Origin of the sequence: Geobacter anodireducens (assembly GCA_001628815.1) — a bacterium.
GTDB classification, from domain to species: Bacteria; Desulfobacterota; Desulfuromonadia; order Geobacterales; family Geobacteraceae; genus Geobacter; species Geobacter anodireducens.
Map to the genome: position 1 here is coordinate 1,642,202 of CP014963.1, position 22,883 is coordinate 1,665,084.

Annotated in this window: 19 protein-coding genes and 2 pseudogenes; 16 read left to right on the forward strand and 5 right to left on the reverse strand. The window is 60.6% G+C overall.

Annotated elements, in window-relative coordinates:
• The first annotated feature begins 6 nt into the window (after positions 1-6).
• The 8 genes from A2G06_07420 to A2G06_07455 all read left to right on the forward strand — a co-directional run bounded on the left by A2G06_07420 (position 7) and on the right by A2G06_07455 (position 7,813).
• A complete protein-coding gene (locus A2G06_07420) occupies positions 7-1,452 on the forward strand; it encodes an RNA polymerase sigma-54 factor (GenBank protein ANA40169.1) in 1,446 nt (481 codons plus the stop codon).
• Positions 1,453-1,581: 129 nt separating this feature from the next.
• Entirely contained in the window at positions 1,582-2,127 is a 546-nt protein-coding gene (locus A2G06_07425; GenBank protein ANA40170.1) for a pseudouridine synthase, read from the forward strand.
• A gap of 171 nt (positions 2,128-2,298) precedes the next feature.
• Positions 2,299-3,258 (forward strand): HPr kinase/phosphorylase, encoded by a 960-nt coding sequence (locus A2G06_07430; protein ID ANA40171.1) that lies wholly within the window; start codon positions 2,299-2,301, stop codon positions 3,256-3,258.
• 2 nt (positions 3,259-3,260) lie between these two features.
• A complete protein-coding gene (locus A2G06_07435) occupies positions 3,261-4,118 on the forward strand; it encodes an RNase adaptor protein RapZ (GenBank protein ID ANA40172.1) in 858 nt (285 codons plus the stop codon).
• A 4-nt stretch (positions 4,119-4,122) separates the two neighbouring features.
• Positions 4,123-4,515: a PTS sugar transporter gene (locus A2G06_07440; protein ANA40173.1), complete on the forward strand. Its 393-nt coding sequence runs from the start codon at positions 4,123-4,125 to the stop codon at positions 4,513-4,515.
• Positions 4,516-4,533: 18 nt separating this feature from the next.
• Positions 4,534-4,800 carry a phosphocarrier protein HPr gene (locus tag A2G06_07445; protein ID ANA40174.1) on the forward strand — a complete coding sequence of 89 codons (267 nt, stop codon included), beginning with the start codon at positions 4,534-4,536 and terminating at the stop codon, positions 4,798-4,800.
• A complete protein-coding gene (locus A2G06_07450; GenBank protein ID ANA40175.1) occupies positions 4,781-6,547 on the forward strand; it encodes a phosphoenolpyruvate--protein phosphotransferase in 1,767 nt (588 codons plus the stop codon). Before A2G06_07445 ends, A2G06_07450 begins: the two co-directional genes overlap by 20 nt.
• A gap of 102 nt (positions 6,548-6,649) precedes the next feature.
• Positions 6,650-7,813 carry a methionine adenosyltransferase gene (locus A2G06_07455; GenBank protein ANA40176.1) on the forward strand — a complete coding sequence of 388 codons (1,164 nt, stop codon included), beginning with the start codon at positions 6,650-6,652 and terminating at the stop codon, positions 7,811-7,813.
• Between the two features lie 95 nt (positions 7,814-7,908).
• Here the strand turns inward: A2G06_07455 and A2G06_07460 are convergent, their stop codons facing one another.
• Both A2G06_07460 and A2G06_07465 read right to left on the reverse strand, forming a co-directional pair.
• A complete protein-coding gene (locus A2G06_07460; protein ID ANA40177.1) occupies positions 7,909-8,649 on the reverse strand; it encodes a DNA-binding response regulator in 741 nt (246 codons plus the stop codon).
• Complete coding sequence (locus A2G06_07465; GenBank protein ANA40178.1) at positions 8,646-9,635, reverse strand: two-component sensor histidine kinase; 990 nt, start codon at positions 9,633-9,635, stop codon at positions 8,646-8,648. The genes A2G06_07460 and A2G06_07465 overlap by 4 nt, the downstream gene beginning before the upstream one ends.
• Before the next feature lie 89 nt (positions 9,636-9,724).
• On the opposite strand from A2G06_07465, the gene A2G06_07470 reads away from it, so the two are divergent.
• The 4 genes from A2G06_07470 (at position 9,725) to A2G06_07485 (ending at position 13,896) form a co-directional block, all read left to right on the forward strand.
• Positions 9,725-10,810: a 2-nitropropane dioxygenase gene (locus tag A2G06_07470; GenBank protein ANA40179.1), complete on the forward strand. Its 1,086-nt coding sequence runs from the start codon at positions 9,725-9,727 to the stop codon at positions 10,808-10,810.
• 138 nt (positions 10,811-10,948) lie between these two features.
• Positions 10,949-11,407 carry a hypothetical protein gene (locus A2G06_07475; protein ID ANA40180.1) on the forward strand — a complete coding sequence of 153 codons (459 nt, stop codon included), beginning with the start codon at positions 10,949-10,951 and terminating at the stop codon, positions 11,405-11,407.
• 158 nt (positions 11,408-11,565) lie between these two features.
• Positions 11,566-12,993, forward strand: a complete 1,428-nt coding sequence (locus tag A2G06_07480; GenBank protein ID ANA40181.1) for an adenosylhomocysteinase — start codon at positions 11,566-11,568, stop codon at positions 12,991-12,993.
• 219 nt (positions 12,994-13,212) lie between these two features.
• Positions 13,213-13,896 (forward strand): hypothetical protein, encoded by a 684-nt coding sequence (locus tag A2G06_07485; GenBank protein ANA41623.1) that lies wholly within the window; start codon positions 13,213-13,215, stop codon positions 13,894-13,896.
• A gap of 77 nt (positions 13,897-13,973) precedes the next feature.
• Here A2G06_07485 and A2G06_07490 read toward each other — a convergent pair.
• The 3 genes and pseudogenes from A2G06_07490 to A2G06_07500 form a co-directional block, all read right to left on the reverse strand.
• A pseudogene (locus A2G06_07490) lies at positions 13,974-15,763 on the reverse strand (oligoendopeptidase F).
• A gap of 72 nt (positions 15,764-15,835) precedes the next feature.
• On the reverse strand, positions 15,836-16,429 hold the full coding sequence (locus A2G06_07495; protein ANA40182.1) for a hypothetical protein: 594 nt from the start codon (positions 16,427-16,429) through the stop codon (positions 15,836-15,838).
• A 26-nt stretch (positions 16,430-16,455) separates the two neighbouring features.
• A pseudogene (locus A2G06_07500) lies at positions 16,456-18,686 on the reverse strand (ribonucleotide-diphosphate reductase subunit alpha).
• A gap of 256 nt (positions 18,687-18,942) precedes the next feature.
• Here A2G06_07500 and A2G06_07505 point away from each other — a divergent pair.
• The 4 genes from A2G06_07505 to A2G06_07520 are packed head-to-tail and all read left to right on the forward strand — an operon-like array spanning position 18,943 to position 22,838.
• Complete coding sequence (locus tag A2G06_07505) at positions 18,943-20,001, forward strand: diguanylate cyclase (protein ANA40183.1); 1,059 nt, start codon at positions 18,943-18,945, stop codon at positions 19,999-20,001.
• Positions 19,998-21,362: a hypothetical protein gene (locus A2G06_07510; GenBank protein ID ANA40184.1), complete on the forward strand. Its 1,365-nt coding sequence runs from the start codon at positions 19,998-20,000 to the stop codon at positions 21,360-21,362. Before A2G06_07505 ends, A2G06_07510 begins: the two co-directional genes overlap by 4 nt.
• 25 nt (positions 21,363-21,387) lie before the next feature.
• Positions 21,388-22,539 (forward strand): cysteine desulfurase, encoded by a 1,152-nt coding sequence (locus A2G06_07515; protein ANA40185.1) that lies wholly within the window; start codon positions 21,388-21,390, stop codon positions 22,537-22,539.
• Positions 22,540-22,553: 14 nt separating this feature from the next.
• Positions 22,554-22,838, forward strand: coding sequence for a hypothetical protein (locus tag A2G06_07520; GenBank protein ID ANA41624.1), 285 nt, complete (start codon positions 22,554-22,556; stop codon positions 22,836-22,838).
• The last annotated feature ends 45 nt before the right edge of the window (positions 22,839-22,883 follow it).

Here is a 22,883-nt window from a genome sequence, read left to right on the forward strand (position 1 = left end):
TCGTGTATGGCCATTGAAATGCGCCAACAGATGAAGATGACCCAGCAACTGGTGATGACGCCCCAGTTGCAGCAGGCCATCAAGCTTCTCCAGCTTTCGCGGCTGGAGCTTCAGGATCTGGTCCGTCAGGAGATGGAGGAGAATCCACTTCTGGAAGAGTCTCTGGAGGCTGAGGAGGTCAAGGAGCAGGATCTGGTAGAACTTTCCGAAAAGGAGGATGCTCCCGCTCCGGCTGAACAGGATTTCCGCGAGGTCACCACGGGGGAAGAGACCCGGGAGTCGGACTGGGACAGCTATCTTGAGGGCTACAATTACAGTTCCGGCGAACAGTACTACGACGATGAAGATCGTCCATCCTATGAAAACATCCTGACCCGCAAGGGAACCCTTGCCGATCATCTCATGTGGCAGCTCAATATGACCAAGCTGAACGATGATGAGGCGCGGGTCGGCGCGGAGATTATCGGCAACATCGATGAAGACGGTTACCTGCGCGCCACGGTTGAGGAAATCGCCCAGGCGTGCTCCGTGAGCGAATCCGTGGCAGAGTCGGCCCTGAAGAAGATCCAGGAGTTCGACCCCATGGGCGTGGGGGCGCGCAACCTGAGGGAATGCCTCCTGCTCCAGGTGGAGCAGCTCGGTATGGCCGGAAGCGTTGTGGACGGCATCCTCCGCAATCACCTCCACGACCTGGAGACCCGCAAGTACAAACAAATTGCCAAGTCTCTCGGGGTCGACGTGGACAGCATCCTCATGGCAGCCAAGATTATCGCCGGCCTGGATCCGAAGCCGGGCCGCGTCTATGGCTCCGAAGATGTCCACTACATTTCGGCTGATATCTTTGTCCACAAGATCGCTGATGACTATGTTGTGGTGCTTAACGACGAAGGCCTGCCCAACCTGAGAATCAGCCCCTTTTACGCCGGCGAGATCAAGAACGGCGCTGCCGTCGACGCCAAGGCCGAAGAGTACATCAACGAAAAGTCCCGATCCGCCATGTGGCTCATCAAGAGCATCCATCAGCGGCAGAGAACCATCTACAAGGTCGCGAAGAGCATCGTGAAATTCCAGCGCGAGTTTCTCGACCGCGGCATCGAACACCTCCGCCCCCTGGTGCTCAGGGATGTGGCTGAGGATATCGGCATGCACGAGTCGACCATCAGCCGCGTCACCACCAACAAGTACATGCAGACCCCCCAGGGGCTCTATGAGATGAAGTATTTTTTCAACAGCGGCATTTCAACTACCGAAGGAGACTTCATCGCCTCAGAGAGCGTCAAGAACAAGATCAAGGAAATCGTTGATTCCGAGGATCCCCGGAAGCCCTACAGCGACCAGCGTATCGCTGAATTGCTTTCGGCGCACACCATCAACATCGCCCGACGAACCGTAACGAAATACCGCGAGATGTTGAAAATCGGTTCATCATCAGAGCGCAAACGTCATTTTTGACCAGCTTACATTTTGAGTTATTCTTTCGATGTTCCGGGTTGAAGGATCGTCATTTCGTGCTTTGATTACAGTGAAGACCACGAAGGGCGGTTAGTCCCGGAACGCGGCCATTACAGCAAGGAGGAAGTCATGCAGATTACCACGACATTCAGACACATGGAGCAGAGCGAGGCCCTTAAGAGCTACGCCGCTGAAAAGCTGGAGAGGGTAAAGAAATATATCGACGAGCCGATTACCGCTCAGGTATTTCTCACGGTGGAGAAGATCCGCCACATCGCCGAAGTGACCCTTACCGCCAAGGGAGTTACCATCAAGGCCGCGGAAGAAACCAATGACATGTATGCCGCGCTGGATGCGGTGATCGACAAGATCGAGCGGCAGCTTCGCCGCTACAAGGAGCGGCTCAAGGAGCACAAGCCGTCTGCCGACGATCGGGCCCTGGAAATCCAGAAGAGCGTCGTTACGGCCGAAAGCATCGAGCAGCGGACCGAACCCGTCGTGATCAGAAGCAAGACCATCTCCATCAAGCCCATGTCCGTGGAAGAGGCTGTGATGCAGATGGATCTCCTGCACAAGGATTTCCTCGTGTTCACCGACGCGTCAACCGAGGCCATCAATGTTGTCTATCGCAGGAAGGACGGCAACTACGGCCTCATCGAGCCCCAGCGCAAGTAGGCTGTCCCCTGTCGGCGGCCGGAATTCGGGAGATTTCGTGAATCCGGCCATGGGATGTCGATCATTGCAGGGATTCTCATCATCCGGCGAGTTGCCTGGCAGCTCGCCGGATGTGTGCTCTCCCGGTCACCGGCGCGGGCCGGCACGGTCCCGCGCCCAGGAAAACCACCGTTGAACAGCATCAGTCTCGCTATTCAGGATCTCCTCGACGATACGGAGTACGGGCTCGAACTCGTGCTGCTCGCCGGTGGCGCGGGTGTGGGGCACCGCATTCACAGTTCCCGCATCCAGAAGCCGGGGCTCGCCCTCACCGGCTATACGGAACACCTGCACCCCGACCGGGTCCAAGTGCTCGGCAACACGGAGATTTCGTATCTCCGACAGATAGCGGAACAGCAGGCGCTCACCCACATCCAGAAGCTCTGCGGCTACCCCATCTCCTGCTTCATCGTCACCAAGGGGCTCGATCCGCCGGCCTTTCTCAAGGCCGAAGTGGAAAAGGCCGGCATTCCCCTGCTGGTGACGCCGCACCAATCCTCCACGTTCATTTCGCTGATCACGAAATTCTTGGAGGAACGCCTTCTTCCCACCACCCACATTCACGGCGTCCTGGTTGATGTCCTTGGGGTAGGGGTGTTGATCCTGGGCAAGAGCGGCATCGGCAAGAGCGAGTGCGCCCTTGACCTCGTGATCCGGGGGCACCGCCTGGTGGCGGACGACGTGGTGTATGTCAAGAAGAAGATGCCGGCGGCGCTGGTGGGCCAGGCAGCCGAAGCGATCCAGCATCACATGGAGATCCGGGGGCTCGGGGTCATCAACGTCAAGAATCTGTTCGGCGTCTCCTCCATCCGCGAGAAAAAGATCATCGACATGGTGATCGAACTCATCGATTGGGACCCTGTCCAGGAGTACGACCGGCTCGGCCTGGATGACGAGGTGTACGCCATCCTCGATGTGGATCTGCCCCACATCAAGATTCCCGTGCGTCCGGGCCGCAACCTTACCTCCATCATCGAAGTGGCGGCCCGCAACCACCTTCTCAAGGGCATGGGCTATCATTCCGCCCGTGAATTCCACGAAAAACTTCTGGCCCGCATGGAAGTCCGTCCCCTCGGGAACGAGGTTGAATAGCCATGCGCGTTCTTGTGATCACAGGGCTTTCGGGCTCCGGCAAGTCAACGGCGGTACGCGTGCTGGAGGACGAAGGGTTCTTCTGCGTCGACAACCTACCGGTTCTTCTGTTCCCGACCATCATCGATCTGGTCTGCCGCTCGGGTGAGAATGTGGCTGGCGTGGCACTGGTCATGGATATCCGCGGCCGGGACTTTATCAAGGGATTTGAGAACATTTTTCAGCAGATCGACGAAGCGGGGCACTCGGTTGAGGTAATCTTTTTCGATGCCACCGATGAAGTGCTGGTCCGCCGGTTCTCTGAGACCCGCCGTCGCCACCCGGCCCTGGAAAGCGGGTCTGTGCCGGAGGGAATCCGCTATGAACGGGAACAACTTGCCGGGCTCAGAAGGCTGGCCACGCATGTGATCGATACGTCGGAGCTGAACGTGCACCAGTTGAAGGAACTGGTCCACGCCCGCATCAAGGGCGAGTCGGGAACACGCCCCATGACAATTCACCTGCAATCCTTCGGCTATCGGTTCGGGATTCCTCTGGAGTCGGACATCGTGATGGATGTCCGTTTTCTTCCCAACCCCCATTTCGTGCCGGAACTGAAGCCGGGGACGGGGTTGGACGAGAACGTCCGCACCTATGTTCTGGAAAAGCAGGAAACCAGGCAGTTTCTCGAACGGTTCAAGGGGCTGCTGGAGTTTCTCGTTCCCTCCTACCAGCGCGAGGGGAAATCATACCTGACCGTTTCCGTGGGATGCACCGGCGGCCGGCATCGATCAGTCGCCATTGTCGAAGAACTGCGGACATTCTTCGCCGGGCTCGGACTGGCTGCGAAGGTGTCCCATCGGGACAAGGAAAAAGGATGAGATAATGATAGGACTTGTTCTTGTAACTCACGCCGGCCTGGCAAAGGAACTGCTGAGGGCCGCCGAAATGATAGTGGGCTCCATTGAAGAGGCCCAGGCAATAGGTATCGAACAGGGCGATCAGGTGGAAGGCATCATGGACAGGATTTCCGCTGCCGTCAAGCAGGTGTCCGGCAATGGCGCCATCATCATGACCGACATGTTCGGCGGCACTCCTTCCAATATGAGTCTGTCCTTTCTCGAAGGAGAACGGGTAGAGGTCCTCACGGGTGTCAACCTCCCGATGGTGATCAAATTCGCGAGCGAGCGGCAGAAAGCTACCGTCGCGGAACTGGCGGGTTTGCTCAGGGACTGCGGACGGGAGAGCATAGCCGTTGCCGGCGATTATCTGAAATGATCCGAGGTAGCCAGCGAAATGCTTGAGAGGGAATTCACCATAGTAAACAAACTCGGCCTCCACGCACGGGCATCTGCCCTGCTGGTCAAAACGGCCAGCCGGTTCCATTCGGACATCAAGATCGAGCGGGAAGGGGTCGAGGTGAACGGCAAGAGCATCATGGGCATAATGATGCTCGCCGCTGCCAAGGGAACGACCATCCGAGTACGGGTGGCAGGAGACGATGAGGAGGAGGCCATGGCCTCTCTCGGCGAGATAATCACCAATGGGTTCGGCGAGGAGTGAAACCAGGGTATTCAGCGGCATAGGCGCGTCGCCGGGGATCGCCATCGGCACTGCCCGCGTCACTGACCGCAGCCGCGTTATTGTGGTCGAAGCCGCGGTGCCGCCCGAGGATATTCCGGCGGAGGTGGCACGATTCACCACTGCCCTGTCACGCTCGCGGGACGACCTGCTGGCTCTCAAGGAATCTCTCGCCGCCCGCAGGGGCGCAGAGCACCTCTATGTGGTCGACGCCCACCTTCTGATCCTCGACGACAGCATGCTGCGCCAGGGCACGATTGATCTCATCGAGAGGGACGGGATCAACGCCGAGGCTGCGCTCAAGAAAAACCTCGACAAGTTCAAGGAGTTCTTCGCAGGGATCGACGACGATTATCTGCGGGAGCGTTTCGGGGACGTGGAAACCGTGGTCGAGCGGATTCTGCGTCACATGGTCGGCAAACGTCATGAGCGTATCGACGCCATTGACGAGGGAAAACGGCTCATTGTCGCCCATGATCTCTCCCCCACCGATATCCTCCAGATGGACAAGGGGAAAGTCGTCGGTTTCGTCACCGATCTGGGGGGGAGGACCTCCCACACGTCCATTCTGGCCCGTGCCTTCGAGATCCCGGCAGTGGTCGGCCTTGAAACCATCACGGCTGAGGATATCGATGGCCTGCCGGTCATCATCGACGGCACCACCGGCACCATTGTCGTCAATCCTTCCGAAGAGATGTTCCGCGATTACCTGCGGAAAAAACAGCATTACGACTACCTGGAACAGGAGCTCCTGAAGCTCAAGGACCTGCCCGCCGAGACCCAGGACGGTCACCGCATGAGACTCATGGGGAATATCGAATTTCCCGAGGAAATTCCTTCCCTCACGAGCCACGGTGGCCAGGGCGTGGGGCTCTACCGCACAGAGATGCTCTACATGAACCGGCCGGAGCTCCCTGACGAGGAAGAGCAGTACCGGGCCTACGCAGCCATTGTGGAGAATGTCGCACCCGACCCGGTCGCCATCAGGACCCTCGACATCGGCGGGGATAAGCTGGCCACCGATCTGCACCTGGAAGACGAGATGAACCCTGCCATGGGGCTGCGCGCCATCCGGCTGTCCCTTCGCAGGCCTGAAGTCTTCAAGTCCCAGTTGCGGGCGATTCTACGGGCCGGCCGCAAGGGTACGGTGCGGCTCTTCTTCCCCATGATTTCCGGTATCGAGGAAGTGCGGAGCGCCAAGGCAATCCTCCGTGAATGCATGGAAGAGCTGCGTTCGGCCGACATCCCCTTTGACGAGGAGATCGAGACGGGCATCATGATCGAGGTGCCGTCCGCGGTGACCATCGCCGACCTGCTGGCGCGGGAGGTGGATTTTTTCAGCGTGGGGACCAATGACCTGATCCAGTATTCGCTGGCCATCGACCGGACCAATGAGCATCTGGCGCACCTGTATCAGCCGCTTCACCCCGCCATTCTCCGTTCGCTCAAAACCGTGGTCGATGCGGCCCATGCCGCGGGAATCCGTGTCTGCATGTGCGGTGAAATGGCGGGCGAGCCCCTCTACCTGCCGATCCTGCTCGGGCTCGGGTTTGACGAACTGTCGATGACAGCCGTTTCCATTCCCCGGGTCAAGAAGATCCTTCGACGCGCCAGGCGCGCCGACGCCGAGCGGTTGGTTGCCCGCGCACTCACCTTTGCCACCGCAGCCGAGGTGGAGTCCTTTGTGAAAAGCGAGATTTCAGCGCGTTTTTCCGAGAGTTTCGACTGATCGTCCCGGTTTTAGCCCTTGATTTTCTCTCCCCCAATCGATACAATCCATCGTCTTTTTCAACCGCTACCCCCATACCCACACGAGGAGGAATGAACCGCGATGGAGATGAAGGATTATATTTTCACGTCCGAATCGGTATCCGAAGGCCACCCCGACAAGGTTGCCGACCAGGTTTCGGACGCCGTTCTCGATGCGATACTTACCCAGGACAAAACGGCGAGGGTTGCCTGTGAAACCCTTGTTACCACCGGCATGGCGGTAATCGCCGGCGAAATCACCACCACCGCTGTGGTTGACTATCCGAAGGTCGTGCGCGAGACCATCAAGGAGATCGGCTACAACGATTCAGCCATGGGCTTCGACTGGGAAACCTGCGCGGTTCTCGTCTCCATCGACAAGCAGTCCCCCGACATCTCCCAGGGCGTCACCGAGGGGGAGGGCATGTTCAAGGAGCAGGGCGCGGGCGACCAGGGGCTCATGTTCGGCTATGCCTGCAATGAAACTCCCGAGCTCATGCCGATGACCATCATGTACTCCCATCGGCTGACCCAGAAGCTGGCCGAGGTCCGCAAGAACGGAACCCTCGGTTTCCTTCGCCCCGACTCCAAATCCCAGGTTTCCATCCAGTACGTCGACGACAAGCCGGTCCGGATCGACACCGTGGTCATCTCGTCCCAGCATACGCCGGAAGTCTCCTATGAAACCATCAAGGAGGGGATCATCGAGGAGGTCGTCAAGAAGATCATCCCCACGGAGCTCATGGACGACAAGACCCGCTTCCTCATCAACCCCACCGGCCGGTTCGTGGTCGGCGGCCCCATGGGCGACTGCGGCCTCACGGGCCGCAAGATCATCGTCGACAGCTACGGCGGCCACGGCGCCCACGGCGGCGGCGCCTTCTCGGGCAAGGATCCTTCCAAGGTCGACCGTTCGGCTGCCTACATGGGGCGTTACGTGGCCAAGAACCTGGTGGCGGCGGGGTTGTGCGAGCGTTGCGAGGTGCAGGTGGCATACGCCATCGGCGTTGCCGAGCCCGTGTCGGTCATGGTCGACACCGCGGGCACCGGCAAGATCCCCTCTGTCCGAATCGCCGAGATCATCCGCGAGGTCTTCGATCTGCGCCCCCGCGCCATCATTGAGCAGCTTGACCTGCTTCGCCCCATTTACCGCAAGACCGCTGCCTACGGCCATTTCGGACGTGAACTCCCCGAATTCACCTGGGAGCGGACCGACAGGGTCGACATCATCCGTCAGAAAGCCTAAGGACCGGGGCCAGGAGGGACCGGACCAGCAATGGCAAAAGGCCGGGAGGGGATACCTTCCGGCCTTTTTTAGTTTTCTCGTCCTGCATGGCTCCTTCAGATGTTTCCGGTCCCCGATTCCCGGTCCCCGGTCCCGGGTTTCCTGCTGAAGCGGTATCCCACCCCCCTGACGGTCTGGAAATAGAGCGGTTTTGCCGGGTTCGGCTCGAAGTACTTGCGCAGTCGGACAATGAAGTTGTCGAGCGTACGGGTCTCGGCATCGGAGCTGTAGCCCCACACGTTTTCCAGGATATCTCCCCGCGGGATCGCTTCCCCTTCACGGTGAAAGAAGAGCGACAGCATCTTGACCTCCAGTTCGGTCAGGTCCACTTCGCCCTGGGCGGTCCGCGCATGGTAGGAGAGGAGAAAAACCTCGTTGTCGCCGAAGCGGTATCCCTCTTCCACCGGTTCCGGCCGGTACCAGGCCGAGCGGCGCAGCATGCCGCGCACGCGAAGAAGAAATTCGTTCAGATTGAACGGCTTGGTCAGATAATCGTCCGCGCCCCGGTCGAGGCCCGTGATCCGGTCGCCGTCATCGGCCCGGGCGGTGAGGATGAGTATCGGCACGCGTGCGTCGGTGGCGCGCACCTGTTCGCATACGGTAAACCCGTCGATGCCCGGCAGCATGACGTCAAGGATGATGAGCGCGAACCGGTCATAGGCCAGCCGCTCCAGGGCAGCTTCGCCGCTCTCCACATGACTGACGCGGTATCCTTCCATCTCCAGGTTGAAGCAGATCCCCCGAGCCAGGTGGATTTCGTCTTCAACCAGCAGAATGTGCGGTTTTTCCTCAGTCATTGACGATCCCCTCCGCGGGCCAGCGGCAGTGTAATGGTGAAGGTCGTCCCCATGCCGTTTCCCCGGCTCGAAACGGCGATCCGTCCCCCATGCTCCCGGATCACCGATTTGACGATCCAGAGTCCCAGGCCGGTTCCCCGGATGGTTTCTCCTGGTCTGCGAACCCGGTAGAACATCCTGAATATCTTCCTGATGTCGTGGGGGGCGATGCCAATGCCCTGATCGCTGAAGGTGAGGACGCAGTCCCCGCCGGAGCGGGTCAGGGCAACCCTGATATCGGGAGCTCCGGGGCTGTACAGGATCGCATTTTCAAAGAGGTTGCGAAGCGCCGTCTCCATGGCCTCCGCATCGATGGCTGCCCGGATTCCCTCGTCTATCTGGAGCGTCAGGTTTCCTCCCTCGGGCAGATGTTGTCCCAGGCGCTCCATTGAGCGGACGAGGAAGGCGGAAAAATCGACGACAGTCTGCTGGGTCGTGCGGAACTTTTGCTCAAGCTTGGCCGCCATGAGGAAATTGCTGATGAGGTTGTCGAGGCGCTCGGTGTCCTCAAGCATGGTGTCGAGGAACCGCTCCAGCTTGTCGGGCGGCGGCTTGCGCAGCCGGATCGTCTCAAGGTGGAGCTTGATGGATGCCAGCGGCGACTTGAGCTCGTGGGTAACCTGGGAGATGAATTCCTTTTGTTCGCGGTAGAGCTTGGACTGGCGGCGCCAGAAGATGAAGAGTGCATAAACCCCGGCCAGGATGAGCACCAGCAGGATGAGTCCCTCCACGAGCACTATCCAGTCGAAGCCGCGGACGAGCAGTTCGGGCCGGTAGCGGAGGGCCAGTTCCCGGAACTCCTTGTGCCGCCCCACGAACCAGTAGATCCAGTAGAAGACGAAGAGTCCCCATACCACCTGGATGCCGATGAGGGCGAAAAGCGGATTGGCTAGCTTCCTGAGCCATCTCATGGGATTGTGTGTAGCACCCTGGCGCCGGGTTTGCAAGGTTTCCTTTTACAAAACTATTACACCTGCACCCTGCCGGTTCTGCTATGGTGTAACGGGCGTATACAAACGGCACCACGGAGGTGTACATGGTCGGACCGCTGAAAATCGGCAGGCATGAAGTGAAGTATCCCCTCATCCAGGGCGGGATGGGGGTGAGGATATCGGGGGGACGGCTCGCCGGTCATGTGGCAAAGTGCGGCGGAGTCGGCCTGGTGGCTGCTGCGGGGATATCCCTCAACAGCGGCCTGTTCACGGGCGCGAATTACCTCCAGAGCAATCCCGAGGCCATGAGGCAGGAATTGCGCAAGGCTTATGCCATCGCTCCCGACGGGGTCATTGGCGTGAACATCATGGTGGCGCTGACCGATTACGAGGAACTGGTCCGTGCCTCCGTCGAAGGCGGGGCCAAGGTCATCGTCTGTGGCGCAGGGCTTCCCCTGACCCTGCCGGAACTGACCGCCCACGCCCCCGAGGTCGCCCTGGTCCCCATCGTCTCGTCGGTCCGGGCGGCCCAGCTCATTGCCAAGAAGTGGGAAAAGGGATTCAGCCGTCTGCCCGATGCGGTGGTTGTGGAAGACCCTGACACCGCCGGCGGACACCTGGGCGAGAAACTGGAAAACATCGGCGCCGGCACCTATGACCAGTACGGCACCATCAGGGCGATCAAGGCCTTTTTCCTCGAAGAATACGGAGTTTCGGTGCCGGTTGTCGCTGCGGGAGGAATCTGGGATCGCGACGACGTGCTCCATGCCCTTGAGCAGGGGGCAGACGCCGTGCAGATGGCCAGCCGGTTCGTGCCGACCGTCGAGTGCGATGCCGACGAGGCCTACAAGCAGGCGTACCTCGAGTGCCGCCGGGAAGACATCGGGCTCATCATGAGCCCGGCAGGGTTGCCCGGGCGCGCCATCCTCCGCAACCAGGACCAGATCGTGCTCCACGATCAGCTCAAGGGGGTTGCCTGCGGCAATGGCTGTCTCAAAAAGTGCTCCTATAAAGAAACCGGCGAGCGGTTCTGCATCGTCAGCGCCCTTGACCGGGCCCAGCGCGGCGATGTGGAAACCGGGCTGATCTTCTGCGGAACCAACGCCTGGAAGGCGGATCGGATCACCACGGTTCAGGAGGTCTTCGACGAACTCTTCGCAGTGGGTGAGGAGGCGGTAAAAGCCGCCTGACCCTTTCTATGATTTTCCTGCCCCGCGACGGTTGCCGTTGCGGGGTTTTCCCTTTGCTGCCGCGCTGTTGACCTGCTTGCGGTGTGGTATACTATGTTCCGTTGTGTAGCACTGACATTCCGGTAAGGAGACCAACGCATGAGAACAATCCTGGCAATGGTGGCGGCAATCCTGTGTCTGACTGCGTCAATCTGCACGGCGGCCACGGGGGGCACGGGAACGCGGGAAGAGGCAAAGGCCCTGGTGGAGAGGGCGGCCGCTTACATCAAGGAACACGGCAAGGAAAAGGCGTTCGTGGAGTTCAGCAATCCCAAGGGCAAATTTGTCAAGAACGATCTGTACATCTTTGCCGTCGGCTTTAATGGCGTATTTCTCGCCCACGGATCCGATCCGACCCTTATCGGCAAGAACCAGCTCCAGTCCAAGGACGAAAACGTCCGTCTCGTAACGATCGGCCTGATCGATACTGCCCGCAAGGGGGAGGGGTGGTACGACTACAAGTGGCCCCATCCCAAAACCAGGGTGATGCAGAAGAAATCGTCCTACGTGAAGAAAGTGGACGACACGGTCTTCATCGGCTGCGGCGTCTATCACTGATCTTCGACGCCGCGAACGTTCGCGTCTCGGGGCCGTCCCCGGCATCCAGCCGGCGGACGGCCTTTTTCGTTGCAGGATGGTTTCTTTTTTGACCGGATTGGATGTGACGTGATATATAGTTCGTTTAAATTACTCTCTCATCAGGATGGAGGCTTCAGATGACCCAACCCGTTGCGCGGGATACCGCCGGAACGTTCAATGACTGTTGCATCAGGGATATTTCCCTTGCCGCCTGGGGACGCAAGGAAATGATCATTGCCGAGACCGAAATGCCGGGCCTCATGGCGATCCGCGAGGAGTACGCCGCCACCCGGCCCCTCCAGGGCGCCCGCATCGCCGGCTCGCTCCACATGACCATCCAGACCGCCATGCTCATCGAAACCCTCGTGGCCCTCGGCGCCGAGGTGCGCTGGGCCTCGTGCAACATCTTCTCCACCCAGGACCATGCCGCCGCCGCCATCGCCGCCGCCGGCATCCCCGTTTTCGCCTACAAGGGCGAATCCCTTGAGGAGTACTGGGAGTTCACCCACCGGATTTTCGAGTGGCACGACGGCGGCACTCCCAACATGATCCTCGACGACGGGGGGGACGCGACGCTGCTCCTGCACCTGGGAAGCGACGCCGAAAAGGATCCCTCGGTCATTGCCAACCCCACCTGTGAGGAAGAGCAGTACCTCTTTGCCTCCATCCGGAAGCGTCTCGCCGAGAAGCCGGGGTGGTACTCGAAAGTCGCTGCCGCCATCAAGGGGGTCACGGAAGAGACCACCACCGGCGTGCACCGCCTCTATCAGATGCATGAAAAGGGCACGCTCAAGTTCCCGGCCATCAACGTCAACGACTCGGTGACCAAGTCCAAGTTTGACAATATCTACGGCTGCCGCGAGTCGCTGGTGGACGGCATCAAGCGGGCCACCGACGTGATGATTGCCGGCAAGGTTGCCGTGATCTGCGGCTACGGCGAGGTGGGTAAGGGGTGCGCCCAGGCCATGCGCGGGCTTCAGGCCCAGGTATGGGTAACCGAAATCGATCCCATCTGCGCCCTTCAGGCCGCCATGGAAGGATACAAGGTGGTTACCATGGAGTATGCCGCCGACAAGGCCGACATCTTCGTCACCACCACCGGCAACATCAACGTCATCACCCACGACCACATGAAGGCCATGAAGCACAATGCCATTGTCTGCAACATCGGCCATTTCGACAACGAGATCGAAGTGGCGGCGCTGAAGCAGTACCAGTGGGAAAACATCAAGCCCCAGGTGGATCACATCATCTTCCCGGACGGTAAGCGGATTATTCTGCTGGCCGAGGGTCGCCTCGTGAACCTCGGCTGCGCCACGGGACATCCGTCCTATGTCATGTCTTCCTCCTTTGCCAACCAGACTCTTGCCCAGATCGAGCTCTTCTGCAACCCTGGCAAGTACCCGGTCGGGGTCTACATGCTCCCCAAGGAACTGGACGAGAAGGTTGCCCGGCTGCAGCTCAAGACCCTGGGCGCCATGCTGACCGAGCTCACCGACGAGCAGGCCGCCTACATCGGGGTGCCCAAAAACGGCCCCTACAAGTCGGGCCACTACCGCTACTGACAACGGGCGGTCGTGAAGGTTACGGCAAGGCCGCCGGCGGGATGACGCGGCGGCCTTTGTCACATTCCGACGCCCGCTGCAGATTTGTCTCAAGAAGTGGCTCAGTGGTGACGATACGAACTTCACGTTCATCACACCAGCAGGGAGGACAGCATGGGAATCAAGCAACTGGTCGGGGCGGTACTGCTGCTCGCGGCCACCGCCGCATCCGCCGGCGCCATGGGGATCGAGGCGGCAGTGGGCGGCTGGAACACTACGCCCCGGGGTAACTTTGCCTACAAGGGGACGAGCCTCGATGTTAAGGACGAGTTGAAATATGACGACGAGACGCGTCTCATGGGGCGAGTGAAGATCGAAACACCTCTGTTCTTCCCCAACCTCTATCTTATGGCTACCCCCATGGAGTTCAACGGCCAGGGGAGCAAGAGCGGCACGTTCCAGTTCGGGGACGTGACCTTCGACGGCACCATCCCCTTTACCTCTGAGTTAAAGCTCGATCACTACGACCTGGGCCTCTACTGGGGGGTCCCGCTGCTCAAGACCGCCACCGCCGGCATCCTGAACGTTGACCTGGGCATCGACGCCCGGCTGATCGACCTGAAGGCCGAGGTCGTCCAGGGTGGTGTCACCGAATCGAAATCGCTGGTACTCGGTGTTCCCATGATCTACGCCGGAGTCCAGGTCAAGCCGCTTTCGTGGTTTGCCGCCGAGGGAGAGGCCCGCGGCATGGCGTACGGCGACAACCGCTATTATGACCTGATTGCCCGGGGCAAGCTGATCCTCTTCGATCACCTCTTCGCCGCGGCAGGGTATCGCTACGAGAAAATCGAGATCGATGAGAGCGACATCAAGGCAGATGTCGATTTCGGCGGACCCTTTGCCGAGGTGGGATTTCAGTTCTAGGATACGGTAACACAGGATCTCACAACGTTACGCGATAAGGCCGCCGGTGGGTATCCCCCGGCGGCCTTTGTTGTTCGTCAATGCTGACGCTGTTCCACCAGCCCCTTCAGTTCTTCGATCAGTTCCGCAAGAAAATCGTATCCCTTCTGCCAGAAATGCGGGTCGGCCAGGTCGATGCCGGCGGGCCTGACCGTATCGGCGGGCGAGAGGGAACCGCCGCTTTCCAGGATGGACAGATACGTCGGGATGAACCGGTCTCCCTGTTCCAGGTAGTTGCGGTAGAGGGAAAGAACCAGCAACTCCGCAAAGGTGTAAGAGTAGCAGTAGAACCGCGCGTGGATGAAGTGGGAGATGTAGCTCCAGCCCCAGCGGTAGGGGGGGATCATGTCCACGGCATCGCCGTAGAGCCTCCCGTTTTCCTCCCACCAGAGATCGCACAGCCGTGATGAGGTGAGAAGGCCCCCCTGCCGCTCCCGGTGCATCCTCTCCTCGAAGCGGGTGAGCACGTTCTGACGGAAGGTCGTGGCAATGATGTCCTCGATCTTGGCGCACAGCAGCGAGATCTTCACACTCGGGTCGCTCTCCCGCTGGAGGAGGAAGCGGGTCAGGAGCATCTCGCCGAAGACCGACGCCGTTTCCGCCAGAGGAAGCGGGGCATGGTAGTTGAGCATGGTCTGTTTCCGGGCCAGCTCGAAGTGGAGGCCGTGCCCCAGTTCATGGGCCAGGGTGGCCACGTCGCGCAGGTTGCCGGTGTAGTTCAGGAGCAGGTACGGAGAGAGGTGCGGGGTCATCCCCATGCAGAACGCTCCGCCGCTCTTGCCGGGGCGGGGGAGGACATCGATGCGCCGCTCGTCGAAGAATGCCGCGGCCATCTCCCGAATCGGGGGTGAAAACGGCCGTAGGCTTCAAGCACCAGTTCCCGTGCCTCGTCAAAGGAGTACGTCCGGTCGCTGTCCCCAACGGGGGCATAGACGTCGGTGTTCTTCAGTTTCGGCAGTCCCAGGAGCCGGGCCTTCAGGCGGAAGTAATCGCGCGCCAGCCCATAGTTGGCCTCGGACACGTCCATCAGCCGGTTGACCACCTCTTCGGGGATCTCATTGCCCAGGTTCGTCGGCTCCATGGGGTGGCGGTACCCCCTCAACTCCAGTTCCTGGGAGTGATCCAGGGCAACGTTGTTGAATACGCTCGAAAAAACGATGCCGTTTTCCTCGTGGCGATTGAGGAACGTGGCAAAGGCACGTTCACGCACCCCGGCCTCGGGGTGGTGGAGGAGCCCGAGGAGTTCCTCGCCGGTGAAGTCCCGCTCTTCACCGTCAAGTTCCATCCGATAGCTAAGAGAGGCCGACAGCTCGTCGAAGAGCCGCGAAAAGGCATCGGTGCCCGTGAGGCTCTTCATTTTCAGGAGCTGTTCCTCCCGTTCCTTCAGGGTGTGGGGCCGAAACCGCCGCACGCTTTCCAGGTAGTGCCGGTAGGGGGCGAGAAGCTCGTTGGACAGCAGCCCGGCGAAGCGATCATCGGCTATTTCCATGATCTCCAGGTCGAAGAAGAGAAGCTCGCGGCTCATGAGATTGCCGAACTCGGCAGTTCGCTGGGAGAGCCGCTTGTGATCGTCGGCCTCCGAGTCGGCGGCAAAGAGGAGGTGGGCGTACAACTGGGGTTTGGCCAGAAGCTCGCCGAGGTCCTCGTAGCGACGCACCGCCTCTGCCACCTCAGCCGCATCAAGGGTTGCCACCTTTCCGGCGTAGCGTTCACGGAACGCCCGGGCCTCCGCAGCGCCGCGGGACAGGTCCCGGTCTATGTCTTCACAGGTTGCGGATGCGTAGAGGGGCGACGTATCCCAGAGCAGGGAATTCAAATCTGTTGTCATTGGTATCCTCGCGCAAAAAAATGGGAGCGCATCAGGCGCTCCCATTCTTGGTTACCACAGGGAGAAGAGAAATCAATAGAGCTTTTGGATGAACTTGACGATGTTCTCCCCCAGGCTCTTGGCCTGGTGAGGGAAAAGGTCCGCGAAGTTTTCCAGGGTCATGGTGCCGCGGTATCCCGTCTCGCGGTCCTCAAAGGTGGCGAGTTCCTTGCCCGACTCGGCATCGATCAGCCGTCCCTTCACCTTCAGGTAGGTCTTGCCGGCCCCGAAGCCCACCCAGAACCTCACGGCACGATTGCCCGCATTGAACTCGGTGAAGGCTCCTTCGAGGATCACTGCCTTGCCCTTGGGCTGAGTGTTTTTCTGAATGGTTTTGAACAGCTTGTTCAGCTTGAGCTCCATTTCGATGCTGTCGGTGACGGTGCGGACCAGTAACGGCTTCATGGCCTCAAGCTTTGTCATCTCTTCGCTGTCCAGGTTCGACAGCTCCGCGCCGTCGGTGGTGAGGTCGCGGATGATGATGGTGTCATAGACTGCGGAGAGGCGCTGCGATGTGTACACCGTCTCCTCGGTAAGAACATCGGGTTTTGGGAGCGGTTTCTCATCGGCAGCAAACGCGAAGCCGGCAACGAACGTCAGGGCGAGAGCCACGAGGATTCTTTTCATAACGCCTCCTTCTGGAATGGGTGGTGCTATGCGCACTCCGAATAGCCGCAGACCCGGCAGACCGCGCAGCCGCCCTCATGCTCAACAATGCCGCCGCACTCGGGGCAGGCGCCGCGTTCGGGGGCCTGGGTTTCCAGGCTGACATCGTAACCGGCTGCCTGCATGTGGGCCTGAATCGCCTTGGCAACGGCATCGGCGCAGGACAGCACCTTGTTGTCGCCAAAGCCGGCGGGAAGGTGACAGGAGATACCGAGGAGCTGCTTGATCACCTGGCGGGCCTGAACGCCGCTGCGCCAAGCCAGCGATACCATCCGGCCGATGGCCTCGCACTGGGAAGAGGCGCATCCGCCCGCCTTGCCCATGGTGGTGAAGAGTTCGAAGAGGCCGGCCTTGTCCTCGTTGATGGTCACGTACAGGGGGCCGCACCCCGTCTGCATCTGGTAGGTCCACCCCTTGAGCGCCTTGGGACGATCGCGCTTCACGGCCCGTTTCTCCTCGGTTTGAACCACCTTCTCCCTGTCCTCTTTGACACCGGTGGAGAGGACCTGTTCGTCGCGGGAGCCGTCGCGGTAGATAGTTACACCCTTGCAGCCCGATTTGTAGGCCAGCCGGTAGACTTTCTCCACATCTTCGATGGCCGCGCTATTGGGGAAGTTAACCGTCTTGGACACGGCGTTGTCGGTGTACTTCTGGAAGGCCGCCTGCATCTCGATGTGGTCTTCCGGCGTGATGTCGTGGGCGGTGACAAATATTTTCCGGATATCTTCCGGAATCTCGGGCAGATCGTGGATGGTGCCGTGCCGGGCGATCTTCTGCATCAGCTCCTCGGAGTAAAAACCCCGCTGGCGGGCCACTTCCTCGAAAATCGGGTTGACTTCCACCAGAATGTTCTTGTCGAGCACCTGGCGGATGAAAGAGACCGCAAAAAGCGGTTCCACGCCGCTGGAGGCATTGGCGATGATGGATATGGTGCCCGTGGGCGCAATGGTAGTCACCGTGGCGTTGCGGATGGGGCCTTCGCCGGCCCGGTCGTAGATGGAGCCGGCGAAGTTCGGAAAGGATCCCCGCACGGCTGCCAGTTCGCGGGAATAGACATGCCCTTCGTCGTTGATGAAGCGCATCACCTTCTCGCCCAGGCTGATGGCCTGCGGTGAATTGTAGGGAATGCCCAGCAGGATGAGCATGTCGGCCCAGCCCATGACGCCGAGGCCGATCTTGCGGTTGGCGCGGGTCATCTCGCTGATCTGGGGGAGGGGGTAGTTGTTCACCTCGATCACGTTATCCAGGAAGTGCACCGCAAGCCGCACCACTTCCCGCAGCCGGTCCCAGTTAACGTCGCCGTCCTTCACCATCTTGCCCAGGTTGATGGAGCCCAGGTTGCACGATTCATAGGGGAGCAGGGGCTGTTCGCCGCAGGGGTTGGTGGACTCGATGACGCCCACGTGGGGGGTCGGGTTGTCTTTGTTGAGGCGATCCAGGAAGATGATGCCCGGCTCGCCGTTCTTCCATGCCTGCTTTACGATCCGGCTGAACACCTTGCGGGCGTTCAGGGTGCCGCAGGGTTTGCCGTCACGGGGGTTGTTGAGGTCATAGTCGGCGTCCCGCTCCACCGCCTCCATGAAGCTTCGGTGAGCCCCACGGAAATATTGAAGTTGTTCAGGTGCTTCTGATCGTCCTTGCACATGATGAAATCCATGATGTCCGGGTGATCAACCCGCAGGATTCCCATGTTGGCGCCGCGCCGCGTGCCCCCTTGCTTGATGGTCTCGGTGGCGGCATCGAAGACCCGCATGAAGGAAATGGGACCGCTGGAGATTCCCGACGTGGAGCGGACCACGTCGTGGGCGGGACGGAGGCGGGAAAAGGAAAAGCCGGTGCCGCCGCCTGATTTGTGAATCAGGGCCGTGTACTTGACCGCGTCGAAGATGTCCTCCATGGAATCGCCCACCGGCAGCACGAAGCAGGCGGAGAGCTGGCCCAGTTCCCGGCCGGCATTCATGAGAGTCGGCGAGTTGGGGAGGAACTCGAAGGAGGTCATCAGCTCGTAGAATTGTGCGGCAAGAGCCTTGACATCCGCCTTCTTGTCGAAGTTCTTGTCGGCTTCGGCGATGGATCGGGCCACCCGTTGAAACATGTCCACCGGAGTTTCCAGCACGTTGCCCCCGGTATCGCGCTTGAGGTAGCGCTTCTCGAGGACCGTCACTGCATTTTTCGAGAGTCCGGGGATATCGGCGGCCTTTGTCATCGTTTCTGCCATGATTTCATTCTCCTTGGTTCGTGGGGATGTCTTGTTGGTAGGAACCATATATGTTGTGTTGCGGTGAAAAGATAGCCACAATATATATGGTGTGTCAAGCGGTAAAAATAGAATCTCATAACAGGTTGAATCGACGGGGCAATGCTCTGCCGAGGCAGGTGCGCGGGCCCTGTTCCGTATGCCCTGGCAGACTGTCCGATTTACTTTGCCGGCCTGCTGTGCTACTAATTACCATTTCAGGAGGAAAAGGATCCCTATGGAACGCAGCCCCGAGCGCACGCGGGAAATGCTCGAAGCCGAGGTGAGCGCGCTGAAGGACCTGATCGAGGTGGCCGGTGCCGTGGTTTCCACCCTTGACCTCGATTCGGTGCTCAGGCACATCCTGACGAGCGCCATGCGCTTCGCCGAAACACCGGCCGGCAGCATAGCCCTCTACGACGGGTACCGTCACGATCTTACCCTCCATGCCCACAAGGGATTGACTCCGGAGTTCGTCAAGACCGAGCGCTGGAACGTCCAGCCCGGCGGTCTCACGGAGCAGGTGCTGACCCGTGGCGAGATTCTCTTTGTCAACGACACGGCCGACACGAGCTTCTTCCACAATCCCACCGCCCTCAACGAGGGGATACGATCCCTGATCTGCGTTCCTCTCATGATCCAGAACCGCATTGTCGGCATCCTCTACCTGGACGATTTCGTCCCCCGGCAGTTCGACCAGAAGCGGATGAAGCTCCTGTCGGTACTCGCATCCTTCGCTGCCATGGCCATCGACAATGCCCAGCTTCACGCGCGGACGCGACTGATGGCCATCACCGATTCCCTCACGGGATTGTACAACCACAGATATTTCCAGCAGGTTTTCAATCGTGAGCTGAACCGGGCCAAGCGGTACGAAAAGCCTCTTGCCATCATCATGCTTGACGTGGACGACTTCAAACGGTTCAACGACACCTACGGCCACCCCCACGGAGACAAGGTGCTGGCAGCCATGGGCGACTTCCTCGGCGAGGCCCTGCGGAGCTCGGATTTTGCCTTCCGCTACGGAGGGGAGGAGTTCATTGTCCTGCTGCCTGAAACCGAATTCGACAGTGCCCTCCAAGTGGCGGAGCGGCTGCGTGAACTGGTGGAGCGGCAGAGCCTCGACGTGCTCAAGGGGATAGCTCCCCACGGCATTACGGTCAGCGTCGGCGTTGCCTCCTTCCCCCGCGACGGGGGAAGCCGCGGGGAACTCCTCAAGCGGGTCGATGATCTTCTCTACCGGGCAAAGGAGTACGGGAAGAACCGCGTGTACAGCAGAAGTGAGGATGAGCCATGACAACGAACCATGCGCGGCGCTTCATCCGGATAATGGCCTGTGGCCTGGCCGTGGCAGGTTTCGGGATCTTGGCCGGCTGCGCCACCCTGGCTGAGTTCATGGGAAGGTGGCATGTTCAGCCGGTGCCTGTTGAGACGCCGGCAACCACACCTGCCGGCGCGTCCGTTGCCGAGTCCCCGGTGGTTGCGGCGGAGCGCCCCGTGGCCCAGGGCAGCGCCGGACCATCTCCCGAGCAGGCTCTTCCCGTGCCGGCCGTTGGTGCCGGTGTCGATACCCCCCGGCGAACCCTGCCGGGACTCGATCGCCTCGCACCGGCCGCGCCGGCGTCGGCAACGGTCCTGCGCAACCTTCTGATCACCGAAGACACTACCTGGCGCGGTGAAGTCGCCGTCGAGGGCTGGGTGCGGGTCGCTCCCCAGGCTACCCTGACCCTGGAGCCCGGCACCGTGGTCCGGTTCAGGCGCACTGCCCCGGGAGGGGCATCGGCGCCGGGTCTTCTCGTGCAGGGGCGCCTCGTGGTCCGGGGCAGTATCGATACCCCGGTCCGCTTTACCTCGGCGAACGGGACTCCCCTGGCGGGCGAGTGGTACGGGATCGTCCTGCTGGCCAGCGAAAAGAAAAACATCATTGAGCACTGCCGGGTCGAGGGTGCCGTCATGGGGCTCGACGCCTCCTACTCCACCCTGACCATGAACGGTGCGAGTTTCAACTCGTGCGGCACCGGTGTGCGGCTGGCCGAGTCGGTGGTCACCTTTGCCGGCGGCGAGGTGAGCGGTTGTGAGGTGGGAATGGAGCTGGACGGCAGTGAGATCGATCTGCGTGACGTCCTGCTCAACGGGAATGCCGATGGGCTCAAGGCACGGCGGAGTTCCCTCTATATGGTCGGTGTGCGTCTTGCCGCCTGCGAAGGGACAGGGATCAATGCCTCCGATACCCGCCTGAAGCTGGAGGGCGCCGTCGTGGAAGGATGCGAATCCGGCATCGTCCTTACGGAGTGCGAGGGGAGCGTGCTGCGTAGCCTCGTTGCGGGCAACCGTCGGGCGGGGCTCCATCTTTCCCGGTCCGGCGTAAAGCTCAGCGGCAGCGAAATTACGCGAAACCACGTGGGGCTGCGAGTGGAGGACGGCAGGGGTATGGCGTGGGGCAACAGCTTCAGCGGCAACGGCACCTATGACATATACAATGCCGGCTCCGAGGATTTCCGGGCCATGGCCAACTGGTGGGGGGCGGGACAACTCCCTGAAAGCCTTGGCAGCCGCCTGTACGACGGCGATGACGACCCTGGCCGGGGAATGGTCCTGGTGGGGCCGCTACTCGAATCGGTCCCGCTGCTCGCTATCCCGAATTCCGTTGCCAAATGACCGGGGTGCGTGCTAATTTTTTCTCATGTCAGTATATCTGGATAATGCCGCCACTTCCTTTCCCAAGCCAGAAGCAGTCTACGAAGCCGTTGACCACGCCCTGCGCCGCATGGGGGTCGGTCCCGGCAGGGGAGGGTACCGGCGGAGCATCGAGGCAACGCGGATAGTGTTCGAGGCGCGAGAGGCGGTGGCAGCCCTGCTGGGGGTGACCGATTCTTCCCGCGTGGTATTCACCCACAGTGCCACCGAAGCGCTCAATCTGGCGGTTTCGGGACTCCTCTCTCCCGGCGACCACGTGGTTACCACCACCATGGAGCACAACTCTCTGGTCCGGCCGCTGCATGTGGCTGCGGGGCGCGGCGTGGAGGTAACCAGGGTTCCCGCAGACCGCCGGGGATTCGTTACCCCGAAAGCCGTTGCGGCGGCCATGAGGCCAAACACGCGTCTCGTGGCCCTCTCCCACTGTTCCAATGTTACCGGGGCCCTGCAGCCCGTGGAAGAGATCGGCGCTGAAGTGAAAAAGCGGGGCGCCCTGCTGTTGGTGGATGCGGCCCAGTCTGCCGGCATGATTCCCCTGGATGCGCCGGCAATCGGCATAGACCTGCTGGCTGCGCCGGGGCACAAGGGACTCCTCGGCCCCCAGGGAACCGGTATCCTCTACGTGGCCGAAGGGACCGAACTCACGCCGCTCATGGTGGGGGGGACCGGCATCCACTCTTCCGACGAGGAACAGCCGGACGCCATGCCCGAACGGTACGAGAGCGGCACCCTCAATACTCCCGGCATCGCCGGCCTCGGGGCGGGGGTGGCGTTCATCGCCCGGACGGGGCTTTCTGCCATCAGGGAGCGGGAGGCCTCTCTGGTCCGGCAGATTCTGGAAGGGCTTGCAGGCATGCGACGGGTAACCGTTCACGGTCCCGCTGCTGACGAACCCCGCGGGAGCGTCATCAGCTTTTCAGCCGCGGACATGGACCCGCAGTCGATCGGCTTTCGCCTTGACCGCGACCACGACATCAGCGTCAGGGTTGGCCTCCACTGCGCACCCTCGGCTCACCGGACCATCGGGACCTATCCCGCGGGAACGGTGAGGGTGAGCCCCGGTTTTTTCACCACTGACAACGATGTGGAGTTCTTCCTGCGGGCGCTCTGCGAGATTGTCGGGGGAAGGGGAAGGTGACAGCCATGAAGAGCATCCCGGTAACCGCTGCAGGCGTACGTATCGCTGCCGCGGCTTTTGTCCTGTTTTTTGCCGTTGCCGGCTGCTCGCTCCCCCCGGAGCGGCCCGTAACCAAGGATGAGCTTTACGGAACCGGGGTTTACAGTTTCTACCAGATCAAGGAATCCCCCGAGAGCGTCCTTGCCGCCCTCAACCGCGAGGGCGAGGTGATCCTCGATGCCCGGTACCGGGACCGTCCGGTCTACATCAAGATTCTCGCCCTCTCCTCGGGGCTCCAGGTGCATGTGATCGACAGATAGTGCGTCCGGCAGGACGCGTCATTCCACTCTAGCCAACGAAAGCAA